At 70.3% G+C, this 13078-nt stretch carries 11 protein-coding genes and 1 pseudogene; 6 read left to right on the top strand and 6 right to left on the bottom strand.

Annotation, left to right across the window (positions count from 1 at the left end):
• Both ACG83_RS43460 and ACG83_RS40010 read right to left on the bottom strand, forming a co-directional pair.
• Positions 1-131, bottom strand: a pseudogene (locus ACG83_RS43460) (sensor histidine kinase KdpD); the annotation flags it as partial.
• Positions 132-274: 143 nt separating this feature from the next.
• On the bottom strand, positions 275-1456 hold the full coding sequence (locus ACG83_RS40010) for an ABC transporter substrate-binding protein (protein WP_369812954.1): 1182 nt from the start codon (positions 1454-1456) through the stop codon (positions 275-277).
• 1362 nt (positions 1457-2818) lie between these two features.
• On the opposite strand from ACG83_RS40010, the gene ACG83_RS40005 reads away from it, so the two are divergent.
• Positions 2819-3553, top strand: coding sequence for a dienelactone hydrolase family protein (locus ACG83_RS40005; protein WP_235498497.1), 735 nt, complete (start codon positions 2819-2821; stop codon positions 3551-3553).
• A 128-nt stretch (positions 3554-3681) separates the two neighbouring features.
• Here the strand turns inward: ACG83_RS40005 and lysA are convergent, their stop codons facing one another.
• Positions 3682-5001 (bottom strand): diaminopimelate decarboxylase, encoded by a 1320-nt coding sequence (gene lysA, locus ACG83_RS40000; protein WP_054571450.1) that lies wholly within the window; start codon positions 4999-5001, stop codon positions 3682-3684.
• A 630-nt stretch (positions 5002-5631) separates the two neighbouring features.
• Between lysA and ACG83_RS39995 the strand changes: the two genes are divergently transcribed.
• Positions 5632-6516: a 5'/3'-nucleotidase SurE gene (locus tag ACG83_RS39995; protein WP_083473954.1), complete on the top strand. Its 885-nt coding sequence runs from the start codon at positions 5632-5634 to the stop codon at positions 6514-6516.
• Between the two features lie 19 nt (positions 6517-6535).
• Here ACG83_RS39995 and ACG83_RS39990 read toward each other — a convergent pair whose 3' ends face one another.
• Complete coding sequence (locus ACG83_RS39990; protein ID WP_054571449.1) at positions 6536-7780, bottom strand: inorganic phosphate transporter; 1245 nt, start codon at positions 7778-7780, stop codon at positions 6536-6538.
• Between the two features lie 647 nt (positions 7781-8427).
• On the opposite strand from ACG83_RS39990, the gene ACG83_RS39985 reads away from it, so the two are divergent.
• Both ACG83_RS39985 and ACG83_RS45055 read left to right on the top strand, forming a co-directional pair.
• Positions 8428-8667, top strand: coding sequence for a hypothetical protein (locus tag ACG83_RS39985; RefSeq protein WP_054571448.1), 240 nt, complete (start codon positions 8428-8430; stop codon positions 8665-8667).
• Positions 8664-8927, top strand: a complete 264-nt coding sequence (locus tag ACG83_RS45055; protein ID WP_131831176.1) for a hypothetical protein — start codon at positions 8664-8666, stop codon at positions 8925-8927. The genes ACG83_RS39985 and ACG83_RS45055 overlap by 4 nt, the downstream gene beginning before the upstream one ends.
• A 138-nt stretch (positions 8928-9065) precedes the next feature.
• Here ACG83_RS45055 and ACG83_RS39980 read toward each other — a convergent pair whose 3' ends face one another.
• Positions 9066-9818: a TetR/AcrR family transcriptional regulator gene (locus ACG83_RS39980; RefSeq protein WP_235498496.1), complete on the bottom strand. Its 753-nt coding sequence runs from the start codon at positions 9816-9818 to the stop codon at positions 9066-9068.
• 146 nt (positions 9819-9964) lie between these two features.
• Here ACG83_RS39980 and ACG83_RS39975 point away from each other — a divergent pair, with 146 nt between their 5' ends.
• Entirely contained in the window at positions 9965-10516 is a 552-nt protein-coding gene (locus ACG83_RS39975) for a VOC family protein (RefSeq protein ID WP_054571447.1), read from the top strand.
• Positions 10517-10697: 181 nt separating this feature from the next.
• On the opposite strand, the gene ACG83_RS39970 is transcribed toward ACG83_RS39975, so the two are convergent.
• Complete coding sequence (locus ACG83_RS39970; protein WP_054571446.1) at positions 10698-12050, bottom strand: extracellular solute-binding protein; 1353 nt, start codon at positions 12048-12050, stop codon at positions 10698-10700.
• A 328-nt stretch (positions 12051-12378) separates the two neighbouring features.
• Here ACG83_RS39970 and ACG83_RS39965 point away from each other — a divergent pair, with 328 nt between their 5' ends.
• On the top strand, positions 12379-13068 hold the full coding sequence (locus ACG83_RS39965; RefSeq protein ID WP_054571445.1) for a hypothetical protein: 690 nt from the start codon (positions 12379-12381) through the stop codon (positions 13066-13068).
• Positions 13069-13078: the final 10 nt, after the last annotated feature.

The following is a 13078-nucleotide window of genomic DNA, read 5'->3' as shown; positions in this document are numbered from 1 at the left end:
TGGGTCTCGACGAAGCCGACCACGACGTCGGTGCCTCGTTCGGCTCGCCGGTGGGCCTCGTCGAGTGCCGCGTAGGTCTTGCCGACGCCTGGTGCGGCACCCAGATAGATCCGCAGTGTCCCTCGTGCCACCTCCCCATCGTGGGGCCGTCCGGGCTGCGCCGGAAGCCCTCGCCGCACTGGCCGGCGGCGTGCCGTTCGTCGGCGCCGCCGGCCAGTGGGCTTGTCGCTGATCGGTCGCGGCCAGCCCCGGGGGCCGGCGCGGCGCGGGCCGGCTAGCCCGTCGTTCCGTTGGCGCAGACCCGCTGGTTGTCGAGCTGGAAGGCGGTGCCGTCCGGGCTGACCCGGACGAACGCGTTGCACTGCAGCGGCTGGTTGGCGATGTTGGCGAGGTTCACCGGTTCGACCAGGCCGCCGCCGTCGTAGTCGGCCACCCTGCGCAGCCCGTCGATGAAGCCCTCGCGGGTCGGGCAGTCGCCGGCGGCCTGCAGCCCGCGGATGAACAGGTCGGCATAGAGATAGCCGTACATCGCGAACTGCTGTTCTGGATCCACCACCGCCGGAGAGAAACGCGCCATCGCCGCCCGGTACTGCTCGATGGGAGCACCACCGGCCTCGAAGGGGCGGAAGTTCACCGCCATCGCGACATTGGCCAGGGCCGGGCCGTAGGCGCGCAGCACGCTGTGGTCGTAGCCCGTGAGCGAGACGACGCTGACGAGTGGAACATTTCTGGCCTGGGCCGCCTGCATTATCTCGGCGAGATCCCTGGGGTCGGTGAAGGCAACTATGGAATCGGCCCTGGAGCTTTCCAGGAGTTGGGCGACCCGGACCGGGCTGTCAACGCCTGATGTATAGGAGATGATATCGGGGTTGGTGGAGAGGCCGGCACCCTGGAACGAGGCCTGATATTTCGCGATTATCTGTCGGGTGAAATCCTCCGACCCGGACATCAGAAAGGCCACCCTGTCGCCCTGGTGGCCCTGGATGTAGCGGGCGGTAATCTCCGGTGAGACGTCGTATATGAAGGAGAAGAGGTTGCTGTAGCTTCCCCAGCCCGACTGGACGAGCCCCGTGACGGGAATCTGTTGCTTCGCCAGGCCGTCCAGCGCGCTGGCAAGGGAGCTGGACGTCGAGATGAGGCCGAAGACATTCTCCTTCTGCACCAGCTCGGTCGCACCCCGCAGGGCGCCTTCGTCGGAGGATTCGTCATCCCGCCAGGTGTAGACGATGCGCCGGCCGTTCACGCCGCCCTGCTCGTTGATCAGGCCGAGCCTGGCGTCGATCCCGGCGCGTGCCGAGGCCAGCGAGCTGCTGCCGGTGCCCGAGTCCGTGTAGACGAGCCCGATCCGCACCTGGTCCGCCGTGACCCCGGGCGCGGCGCAGGCCGCGCCGGCGCCGTTCTGGCTGCCCTCCGAGCCCGCTCCCGAGCCCGAGCATCCGGCGATGACGGCGGTCAACGCGGCGACAATTCCAACCGCGGGATGCCTTGTCAGTCGGCCTAAGTACATCAATTTCCCCCAGTAGGCAGATGGCGATGGCGACGGGAAGGCCGGCTGCGGAGGCAAGGGCATGGCGGAGCGGGCCAGGCGGTGCTTGGGCGCGGGTCGGTGACGCCATCGAAACGTTCATTCATGGTGAATGGTCGGCCGATGGTAGCAGGTCGCCTCTGCCAGCTCCCGGGCTCGTTTGCCCTCGGTCGGGTTCGCCTCCGGATGGGCGTGGTTCCGCGCGGGCGTCGGAACCGGTTACCCGCCCCGGTCGGGGGAAGTTGATCCGGGGGCCGTCCTGGATCGAACCCATATAAGCGATCTTCCGCCTGGTGTGCGGCGCCACGGTGGCACCGGGCTGGTGGGAGATGGGTGAGTATCCGGAAACTCTCTGGCGTGACCGGTTGAAATATTTTCCTGGGGTGGGGAAATGCATCGGATACTGATCGGGGTCATTGCGTGGTCGTCGGCCGGAGAATCAGGTGGCCCCGGTGGGGCTGGGTCCGACGGAACTCGAGCGGGTGGCATCGAAAATCATGGAAGGCGGTGACGGTCGGCCGGGCGGTGATCGTCCTGGGTGGCGCGAGCCCCGGTGCACATGGCTGGTGGCGGGCGGGAACCGCGACGAGGGCCTGCTGGCCACCGCCCGGCGGAACGGTACCCGGTATGTGGAGGAAATGCGTCCGGTACTTGTGGTGTTGGGGCCGGCGGGCTGGCCGGCCAACCGGCCGGCCGGCCGGTATTCGACAGGCCGCCGGCCGGGAGGAAGTTTCCGGCGGATCCGGCTGATACCCGAGCGTGCGCGCGGCCGCGACCGCGGCATCCTCACCGTCGGCGGCGAAACCGCAGTGTGCTCTTCGCTCAGGGGAATTTCACTTCCAGAATTCCGGTAGATATCGATCAAACTGAGAGAACATCGATCTCTCAGAAGAGAACCATCCGCAGTTCGAAGAGTTGAGGATGGTCGGTGTCCGGGAGCGCGCAGCAAAACCCCGAGCTTCGGGCCGCCGCTTCCGCTGCCGCTGCCGCGGAGTGGGACCTGAGGATCCTGGTCGCCGGAACGACCGAAATCATCGGATCTTCGCGCTGCGGCTTCGGGCTGCCGCCGCTGGCGGATCCGGACCACCGAGCTCTTCGGCCTGGCTGCCCGGATTCACCCGCCGGGGGGACGGAACGGGGTGCTTGGTTACAACCCGTCCGATCTTTCGGATCTTTCCGATCTGTCTAATTTGTCTGATCTGTTCGGCAAGGCGCGGGCACGCCTGAGCCCTACTGGTCGACCGGGTCGGTGTCGCGTGATGTCAGAGGCCGTGAATGATGTCCGGTGTGGCGGTGAAGACGGTTCGTGTCGGGTCCGTGCCGTTGAGCGTGGCGGCCCCCGCCGCCGGCGTGACGCCGCACGGTGGGGTCATCGTGGTGGGGGATGCCCGGGGCGTCACCGGCTATGTGCTCTCGGTCTGCGAGCAGCTCCGTGACCTGGGCTGGCTCGCGCTCGCTCCGCACATCTATCACCGCGACGGTGTCGCGGAGGTGCCGCTGGCCGAGGGCGCGGCGCGGATGCGCACGCTGACGGCGCGCGGTCTCGACGAGGACATCGAGGCCGGCCTGGCCTGGCTGGCCGAGGCCGGGATCGCGCGGGCGGCGACAGCGGTCATCGGGTTCTGCATGGGCGGCACGGCCGCCTTCCTGGCTGCGGCGCGGCACCGCCTCGCGGCCGCGGTGTCGTTTTACGGCGGGGCGGTCAGCGACCCCTACTGGGCCGACGCGCCGCCGCTGCTCGCGGTCGCGGGCGAGCTGCGCACCCCCTGGCTGGGCCTGTACGGGGAGAACGACACCTGGGTCACTCTCGGCGAGATCGGTTCCCTGCGGGCGGCGACCCGGAAAGCTCACGTCCCCACCGAGCTGGTGAGCTATCCGGGCGCCCAGCACGCGTTCCACACCCCGGAGCGCCCGGCGACCCACGACCCGGCCGCGGCGCGTGACGCCTGGGAGCGGATGCTCCGCTGGCTGCACACCCATTCAGGGGCGGAGCCGGACTCCGCCCCGGCGTCGGAGGCTACCGGCTGATCCGGTGGCTGCCCGGCCCACAAGGGTCAGCCGGACCGTGCGGGTCAGCCGGACCGTGCGGGTCAGACAGACCGTGCGGGCCAGGCGGCCGGCACGGGCCAGAGCTGGCGCGGGCCAGGTCGTGCGGACTAGGAGGGCAGGGACGGCGGGGTGTCGTCGGGGAACTCGAGCGCCACCAGGTCGTCGTAGGTCTCGCGCCGCCGCACCAGTTTCACGTCCGCGCCCTGGATGAGGACCTCGGCCGGCCGGAGCTGGCTGTTGTAGTTGCTCGTCATCGTCATTCCGTAGGCGCCGGCCGTGAAGATCGCGACGAGATCGCCGGCGACCATTGCCGGCAGCGCCCGGCCTTTCGCCAGATAATCGCTCGACTCGCAGATCGGGCCGACCACGTCATACGCGACGAGATCGTCAACCGATTCCTGGTCACGAGAGCTGGGAATCGCCCCGTTTACCGGGCTGACCGGCCACATGAAGTGATAGCTGTCATACATTGCGGCCCGGGCGATGTGCGTCATACCCGCGTCGATCACGACGAGCTCCCGCTCGCCGGCCTGCTTGCGGTAACGGACGGCGGCGAGCAGGACACCCGCGTTGGCCGCGATGGTGCGGCCCGGCTCGAAGATGATCTGGCCGCCGCGGCGGACGAAGCCCTCCAGCCGGGGGCAGATGGCGTCGGCGAACTCGTCCCAGCCCGGAGCGCTGCCCTCGGTGTACTCGGCGGGGAATCCGCCACCGAGGTTGATCGTGGTGACCGGGTTCCCGGCGGCCTCGATGTCGGCGACCAGGGCCAGCACCCGCTCGATCGCCATCGCGTAGACCTGCGGGTCGAAGATGGGGCTGCCGATGTGGACATGGATGCCCTCGGGCCGCAGGAAACCGTCGTCGGCCGCGCGGCTGAACAGGGCCGCGGCCCGCTCGATGTCCACCCCGAACTTGACGCCCCGGACCGCGGTGGTCGTCCGGGCCGGGGTGCGCAGGTCGGGGGCGATGTCGGGGTTGACCCGGATGGCCAGGCGGGGACGTCCGCCCTCCTCCCGCGCGATGCGGGCCAGGAGCGCGACCTCCTCCTCGGACTCCACGTTGATGCAGCGGATGTCACGCCGCACCGCCTCGCGCAGCTCGTCGGCCGACTTGCCCACGCCGGCCAGGACGATGCGCTCGGGGTCGACGCCGGCGAGCAGGGCCCGGTGCAGCTCGCCGCCGCTGACCGTGTCAATCCCGGCGCCCTGGTCGCCGAGGAGGCGGAGCAGGTGCACATTGCTCAGCGCCTTGGCGGAGAAACAGATGAGTGGATCGATCGACTCGAAGGCCTTGGCGAACCGGACGTAGTGGTCGACGAGCGTCGAGGCCGAGTAGACATACGTAGGAGTACCGAATTTCTCGGCAACCTCACGCAACGGCGTCTGTTCGCACCACAAGGTGCCGTCGCGAAAAGAAAATTCGTCCATCTCATCCTCACCGTGATGGCCGGTGCCGGCCTACCCGGAACTATCACCGGGCTCGGTGGCAAAGGCTGACTAGAGGCTACGGCAAGGATCGTTGGTGCCCCGTGCACGGATGACCGTTCTGCGCGGCGGAGATCGGCCGCGACGGATGCCGCCGGCGGGGAGCTGCCGTCTCGCGGCGACCGGAGGCGGTTGACCCGTGGCCGGCGGTGACCGTCACATTGCGTGATCGGTGGCTGGACGTGTGAGTGACGGCGCCGGCGGCCACCGGCTGGTCGATCTACCGGACGTCCCGCGGATGTCGACGTTGCCAACAGCGTGCGGCGGCGCAGTGAACGGCGACCGTCCACCCACCGCCATCCCGTCGAATCGGGTGACTCAGTTGGGAAGTGTGGCCATACTCTCGAACGTCGCAGGTCGAGGGGCATGTTCGGGCTCGCCCGAGCCGGCGCAGGCCCGGCGGGGACGACGGGGTCACGTTCGCGTTGACCACGCTCGCGACTTCCGCCGTTCGCGACTACTGACGTTCGCGACTACTGACGTTCGCGGTTACCGAAGGGGAACACAGTGCTGGGTGCTGGTCGGTGGGGTGGGGACTCGGGATCAACCCGCGGGCGCCGGCAGGCGACGGCGGTGTTGCTCGCGGCGCTGGTCGCCGGTGCCGGTGCCGCCGGCTGCGGAGGCGATGAGAAGGCCGATGGCTCGCCGGTGACGACCAGTGCGAGCCCGACCGGCCCCGCGCCCATCGACATCCTGGTGACCAATGACGACGGGGTCGGCGCGGCCGGGATCGACGCGGTCGTCAACGGCCTGAAGGCGCTGCCCGCTGTGACGGTGACCGTCGTCGCGCCCGCGGCGAACCAGTCCGGTACCGGCGGCAAGACGACCCAGCCGACGCCCGCGCACCACGATGCCGCCACCGCCAGCGGCGTTGCCGCGACGGCCGTTGACGGATTCCCGGCCGACTCCGTTCTGGTGGCGTTGGACGTTCTCGGGCTCAAGCCGGACGTCGTCGTCTCCGGTATCAACCAGGGCCAGAACCTTGGGCCGGTGGTCGACCTCTCCGGGACTGTCGGTGCCGCCCGCGCGGCTGCGTCCCGGGGCATTCCGTCGATCGCGTCGAGCATGGGACTCGCGGACAGCTACGACTACAGCGCCGGCGTCACGCTCGTCGTCGACTGGGTTACCAAGCACCGGGCGGAGTTCGCCGAAACCGCGACGTCGGCGCGTACCCAGGAGAGCGTCGCGAACCTCAACATTCCGAACTGTGCCGCGGGTGGGAAGCTCCGTGGCCTCAAGCAGCTGCCCACCCAGACGGCCCCCGACCTGAACAGCGCGCTCGCGGCGGGCGCGCTGAACAAGCAGGACTGCGCCTCGACCGCGGAGCCGGCCGAGGAGGTGCCGGCGTTCAACGCGGGCTATGCGACCCTGACCGACATCCCGGTGGCCCCGTCCCCGGTCCCGTCCCCGGCGGCTTCGGCGGCCCCGGCAGCGGTGCCCTCGCCGGCCGCCTCCTGATCCACCGCGCCGCGATCGCTCACAGCGGAGGACCGCGGCCGGTACTCCGCGAGGAGGCGCTCCGGCCCTCCTCGCGGACCCCCTCATGCCCGTAGACGATCACCGAGCCGGCTCCAGTCCGTACCGGCACCGCCGTCTCGCCCTCCGGGCCGGCGGCGAGCTCGGCGCTGATGTCGGATGCTCGCGGCGCGTTGCGCAGGGCGAGCCAGAGCGCGCCGAGCAGGGCCAGCAGCAGAGCGGTGACGAGTCCGATCGCGAGCGGATGGACCGGGATCGTCGTCAGGGCGTACACGGCCGCCGCGCAGCCGGCCGAGAACGGGATCGTGACGATCCAGGCGATGGCGAGCCGGCCGAACACCGACCAGTTCACCGGCGCGCCCCCGTTCGCGCTGCCGACCCCGGTGATGGCGCCGGCGACGGTGTGGGTGGTCGAGACCGGGGCACCGACCGCGGTGGAGGCGAAGATGGCCGCCGCCGCGGACGTCTCCGCCGCGAACCCGCTGACGGGGCGTAGCTCGGTGATGCTCATGCCCATCGTGCGGACCAGTCGCCAGCCGCCGGACAGGGTGCCGGCGGCGATCGCCGCATGCGCCGAGAGCACCACCCACAGCGGGATGTCGAGATGGTCGCCGCCCTCGAGGTGACCGGTGGTGACGAGCGTCGCGGCGATCACGCCCATCGTCTTCTGCGCGTCGTTGCCGCCGTGCCCGAGCGAGACCGCCGCCGACGACGCCAGCTGCGCGACCCGGAATCCGCGTTCGGTGCGGGCGACGTCGCGCCGGGCGAGGACCAGGCGCATCAGGGCCATCAACAGGTATCCGACCACCAGGCCCGCGATCGGTGAGATGACCACGAACAGCACGGTCTTCTGCAGGCTGGACGCCCGGATCGCGTCGGTGCCCGCGGCAGCCAGCCCGGCTCCCACCAGGCCGCCGACGAGCGCGTGTGACGACGACGTCGGGACGCCGACGTACCAGGAGAGGTAGTTCCAGGTGATCGCCCCCAGCAGCGCCGCGAAGATCACGGCGAGGCTGACATACGGCTCCTTCACGGTTGCCGCGACGGTGTTCGCGACCAGGGTGCCGAAGATCGTGAAGGCGATCAGGTTGAACATCGCGGCCCAGGCGACCGCCCAGCGTGGCGGCAGCACCCGCGTCGCGACCACGGTCGAGATCGCGTTCGCCGCGTCGTGGAAGCCGTTGGTGTAGTCGAACAGCAGCGCGAGCGCGATCAGTCCCACCAGCGAGACCGTCGTGAGGTCCACGCCGTCGCGTTACCCGGCCGAGGGTGAGTCGAATGACGCCCGGAGGGTGAGCCCGGGTGCGAGCCGTCCCGGCCGTCCGGCCGCCCGCTGTCGGTGGCCGTCCGGCGGCTGTCGGGCCGCCGGGTTGTCGGTGGGTGGTGTGGCGGCGGTTACCCGTGTTGCCGGCACATCTCGCGATGGATCATGGGAATCCGCCTGAAGTGGCAGCATGCCCCGTAGTTGGCCGTCCGAGGCCCGCTGCGGGCTGGTATCTGGCCGTAACACGGCGGCTACCTTTCATGCCCGACTGTCAGACGTCACACCCGAAAACGGGGAAAGCTCTACGTTTCCACTACCCCGAACGGGGGCTGGTGGTGGCGGTGTTGGTGTTCCCGGCACCTTCCGGATGCCACCGGCTCCCCGTTCGGGGGAGGGGGGCGGCCAGGGCGTCGTGGGTCAGCGGGTGTGGGCCCCGGCACAACAGGGAGGTAGGCGGCCTTGATGGATGGGCAGGGTGCTGGCGGGGATGCCAGGGTTGGCGTGGTGGCTGTCCCGCCGTGTCATGCAGTCAGGATCAACACATCAACAGACGGGCAACTGTGCCGGCGGGTGAGGGGCGGGTTCTCCGGATCCCGTGCTCCGCGGCCGCGGCCTGAGCTGGGTGCCGCGTGAGCGGCCGGCACAGCGCGCGGCGACGGGCGGCCGGGCCTGTCCGCAGCCGGCAGGTCGACCGGGCCTACCGGGCGTTTCGCGCCCAGGTCGCGGACCGGGCCTGCAGCCCGGCGCGTCCTGTGCTCCGGGACGCCGCCGACCGCAGGTCCGCGCTGCTCGCCACCACGGCCAGTCTGATGACGATCGCGCTCGCCTTCGGGATGCTCGGTCTGATGGCCTTCGGATCCGCGGCATGAGCGGGTCGGGGTCCAGCCCGGTCGGGCGATGCGCCGGCAGGCCGCTGTCCCTGCGCGGCGGTCGACCAGGCGTCCAGGCCGGCGCCCAGGGGGGTGGCCAGCCAGCCAGCCAGGCAGGCGGTCAGGCGGGCCGGGTGATCCGTCCGCCCGCGAAGGCCCGGACGCCCGTCTTCCTGACGCGAACCTGCCTGGTCCTGTCTCGGCATCCGGTTCCCGCCCCGCCCTACCCGCGCGGGGACAGCGGGGCCCGCGAGGCCTGACCCCGACCCTTTCCGGCTCGGCCTGGTCTGACCTGTTTCGGCTTGTTGGAGTCCACCGCGGACGGCATCGCCCGACATCAACTCGTGTCGGGCGATGCCGTCCACGGTGGCCGCCGTGGCCAGGGGTTGGGGCGGGGCTCAGTCGGCCTGCGCCAGGTGATCGGCCTGCGCCAGGTGATCGGCCTGCGCCAGGTGATCGGCCTGGGCGAGGTGGTCGGCCGGCGCCACGTGCTTGGCTGGCGGCAGTTGCCGGAATCCGGCGATAAGCACGGCGATGTCCGCGGAGACGACCTCGGTGAACGAGCTGCCGGCGTAGGCGCCGGCGGCCCAGTGGCGAGCACCCTCGCTGATCAGGGACTGCGCCAGCCGCGCCAGCCGTGCCGCGTCGACGTGTGGGGGCAGCTCTCCGGCGGCCACCGCGCGCTCGAAGAGCTCGCCGAGGATGAGTGTCGATCGGGAGGGCACCTCGCCGGAGGAGGTGAGGGCCCGGTACTCGTAGCGGAGGCCTTCGAGGACCATCTCCATGATCAGTTCGGGTGGGTTCCGGCGCATCGACCGCTCGAGTGAGCTCAGCGTCGCGGTGACGACCGCGGAGATCTCATACGGGCCGTGCGACAGCTCCCGCGCCGTGTCCCTGGCCGCGTCGGTGGACAGCATGCTGATCTCGAAAAGCAGGTCCTCCTTGCGCGGGAAGTAGAAGTAGAACAGCCCCTTGGAAACCCCGGCCGCCCGGCAGATGTCGGCGACCGTGGTCTCTGCGTACCCGTTGGCACGCCACAGCGCGAGCGCCGCCTGGACCAGCACACGCTTGGTCTCGCGTGATCGAGCCTGCTGGTAGGACGCGCGCCGCTGACCACGGTCAGCACCTGTGCTGGCTCCTCCGGCGGTCATCGCGCGATTCTAACGCCGTTTGAGAATGTTGACTCGATTTCAATTGCCGGATTAGCGTTGACCGGCGGCCAGCCGGACGCCCGGACAAGCGCACCGACGTCCGCCCGGGTCGCACCTGGAGCCCCTCGCACCCTGGGAGCGTCACCGTGCCGGTCGCTGGCCTGCCTACCTCGATCAATCCGAACATCCTGCCCGGAGTAGTCCGTCAGAACGGGTACGTCGTGCGCGATCTCGACGCCACGATCGCCGCCTGGCTGAGCCTGGGGGTCGGCCCGTGGTACGTGCTGCGTGAGCGGCCCCAGGCCGGGCTTTACCGCGGCCAGGAATGCGAGGTGACGGTGTCGGTGGCGTTCGCGAACAGTGGCGACCTGCAGCTTGAGCTCATTGCGCAGCACGGTGACGAGCCCAGCATCTACACCGAGTTCCTCGAGTCCGGGCGGGAGGGCTACCACCAGCTCGCCTTCTGGGCGCCGGACTTCGACGCGACCATGAGCGCGGTGACGGCGGCCGGCCTGCCGGTTGTGTGGTCGGGCGGCGGCGACGGGGGAACCCGCTTCGCCTACGTCGAACCGCCGGCGGGTCCGGCGACCATCATCGAGATCATGGAGCTCAATCCCGCGACCGAGGGCCTGGCCGGTCTCGTCCGTGCGGCGGCCGAGAACTGGGACGGCAGCGACCCGGTCCGCTCGATCGGCTGAGGTCCCCGTCCAAAGGGCGGAGGCTCCGAGGCCCGGCCTGCCCGCTGCCGCCTCTGTCGCTGCTCGCGAGCAAGATCTGGGGATCCTGGTCGTGGAAACGATCAGGATCCCCAGATCTTGTGGGCTCGTAACCCGGCCGGAGCCGGCCGGTCCAGTCGATCCGAGCCGGCCGGCTCGAAGATCAGCGCACCAGCTCCGTGACCTTTCGTTGTGCGCCGGCCAGCGTGGAGTTCGGGTCGGCGCCGGTCATGATCGCCACGACCTCGTCGTTGATCGCGTCATGGACCTCGCCGCCGCGGGTGCCACCCCACTGCGGGGCCTGGACGAGCGACGGAATGAACGCGTCGAACTGGGTCAGCTCGGGGTACTGCTGGTAGAAGGACGCGAGCTGCGTCCGGGCGGTGTTGTCGACCGGGAAGAAGCTGAAGGCCTCCGTGCCAGCCTTGATCACGTCGGGGGAGAGCAGCGCGACGACCAGCTCGGTGGCCATCTCCCGCTGGCAGCGGTCCGTCGACAGAATCGCCAGGCCGTTACCCCCGGAGACCGGACGGATGGTGCCGCCCGGAAGCGTCGGGAAGGGCATGACCCCGACCTCGAAGCCGGCGGCGCCCTGATCGTGGATGTACTTCAGCCCGCCGGAGATCGAGGGCAGGGTGACCGCACTGATCGCGGTTTCCCGGCGGATGCCGAACCGCAGCAGCCCCTCCCTGGTCGCGTCACCGGACTGTGGTCCGTAGGTGCCCACCTTGCGGAGGAAGGCCGCGGCTTCACGGGCCGCGGGGGTCGTCAGATCGGGCTGACCATCAGCCTTCTGTACCGGCGTTCCCTTGGAACTGGCCAGCGTGCTCAGATACCACTGGCCGAAGCCCTGGGTCGGCAGGTCGATCGGCTGGATCGACTGACCCGAATTCTTGATCTTCTCGGCTGCCGCGAGCACACCCGTGGTCGTCTTGAGGGTCGCGGGGTCGACCCCGGCCTTTTTCAGGGCGTCCACGTTGTAGACGAGGGCGAGCATCGAAACCTGCTGCGGGATGGCGACCAGCTTGCCGTCGTACTCGCCCAGGTGCAGGAAACGCTGGTCGTACGAGGCCCGCAGCAGCTTGGGTGAGAGCGGCTGGGCGCCGAGCTCGTCGGCGAACGTGGGCAGCAGGTCGAAGCCTGCGACGGCGACGTCCGCGGGGCGCCCGGCCGCGCGGTCGGCACTGAGCTGCGCCACCAGCTCCGGATAGCCGGTCGCGTCGGCGGAGAGCTCAACAGTGAGCCCTGGATGGGCGGCCTCCATGTAGGCCTTGCCGGACTTCGCCGCGTCGTTGAGCGAACCGACCGCGTACATCCGCAGGGTCTTCACGGATGCCGCGCACTCGGCGGAGGCCTTCGCCCCGTTCACGTCGTCAACGCTCGCGGTGGCCGCCCGGGCGGTCGGGCGCAGGCTTTCGGCCGGGTCGACAGCGGTGCCGGAACCGCCGCCGCACGCCGTGAGCAGACCGGCCGTCACGACACCGGCCAAGGCCGCCGTCAGAGGCACCGCCCGCATGGTCCGCCTCGGACGCGTCCCCGCCTCGCGGGGCCTCGACCGTGGTTCTGGCGCATCGCGCAGCATCGGCATTCCCTCTCGTCGGTTTCCGCCCGACGGCTGCCGTTAGCCGTTGGACCCCGTCGTACGGACATCGTCCCGTGCCCGGCCGGGCACGGTGAAGGGATATCCGCCACGGCAATTCCGACCGGCTAACCCGGCCCGCGGCGCGAACCCTACCGCGCGTCCCGGTTCCGCCGCCCGAAGCGGCATTGCTTTTCACGACGCGCGGCTCAGACTGCGGGTATCGCCTTGTTCCCGCTGATCGCTGATCGTCTCGGAGGCTCCCATGGAGCGATCTGTCGTGCGCCGCCGCGCCTGGCCCATCCACCGGCCGCGGACGACCGGCGCCGCCACCCTCTCGATCCTGCTCTGCGCCGGAGTCGTGGCCTGCGGTGACGGGTCAGGCCCGCGGGGCGGTTCGGTCCCTGCGGCCAGTGCCAGTGCCAGTGCCGACCCCGGCGCCAGTGGCAGTGGCACTGGCAGTGCCAGCGCCGACCCAGGCGCCGGGGTCGGCGCGGTGGTCTCGAGCCCGCCGTCCAGCTGGGGTACCGGTGCGGTCAGCACGCAGCGCCAGCCTGCGACGACCACACGACTGGTCGCCCTTCGGGGCGCCCACAACACGGTGGGCGGTGCGGGATTCGACCGGCTGGTGCTGGAGTTTCGCGGAGGTCTTCCCGGCTACACCGCCGGCTACGTCGACGAGGTGGTCCGGCCGGGCTCCGGGGCGCCCCTGCCACTGGAGGGGGCGGTCACGTTCGAGGTCGTGGTGACCCCCGCCGCGGCTCATGACGACGCCGGTGTGACGACGCTGACCACCCCCCGAACGGGGGGTGGCCTACCCGTACTGACCAGTTACGTGCTCGCCGGGGACTTCGAGGGCTACGTGCACGTCGGCGCCGGCCTGAGCACCCGGGCGGGCTTCCGGGTCCTCGAGCTGACGAACCCCGACCGCCTGGTGATCGACTTCGCTGGTTGACGACCACCCG

Origin of the sequence: Frankia sp. R43 (assembly GCF_001306465.1) — a bacterium.
In the GTDB taxonomy this organism is placed as follows: Bacteria; Actinomycetota; Actinomycetes; order Frankiales; family Frankiaceae; genus Parafrankia; species Parafrankia irregularis.
This window is presented reverse-complemented; position numbering and strand designations above follow the sequence as displayed.

Coding starts and splice junctions, on each gene's coding strand:
- lysA (WP_054571450.1), bottom strand. CDS start 5,001: ATGGACGAATTTTCTTTTCGCGACGGCACCTTGTGGTGCGAACAGACG.
- ACG83_RS45055 (WP_131831176.1), top strand. CDS start 8,664: ATGAGCGGGTCGGGGTCCAGCCCGGTCGGGCGATGCGCCGGCAGGCCG.
- ACG83_RS39980 (WP_235498496.1), bottom strand. CDS start 9,818: ATGACCGCCGGAGGAGCCAGCACAGGTGCTGACCGTGGTCAGCGGCGC.
- ACG83_RS39970 (WP_054571446.1), bottom strand. CDS start 12,050: ATGCGGGCGGTGCCTCTGACGGCGGCCTTGGCCGGTGTCGTGACGGCC.
- ACG83_RS39965 (WP_054571445.1), top strand. CDS start 12,379: ATGGAGCGATCTGTCGTGCGCCGCCGCGCCTGGCCCATCCACCGGCCG.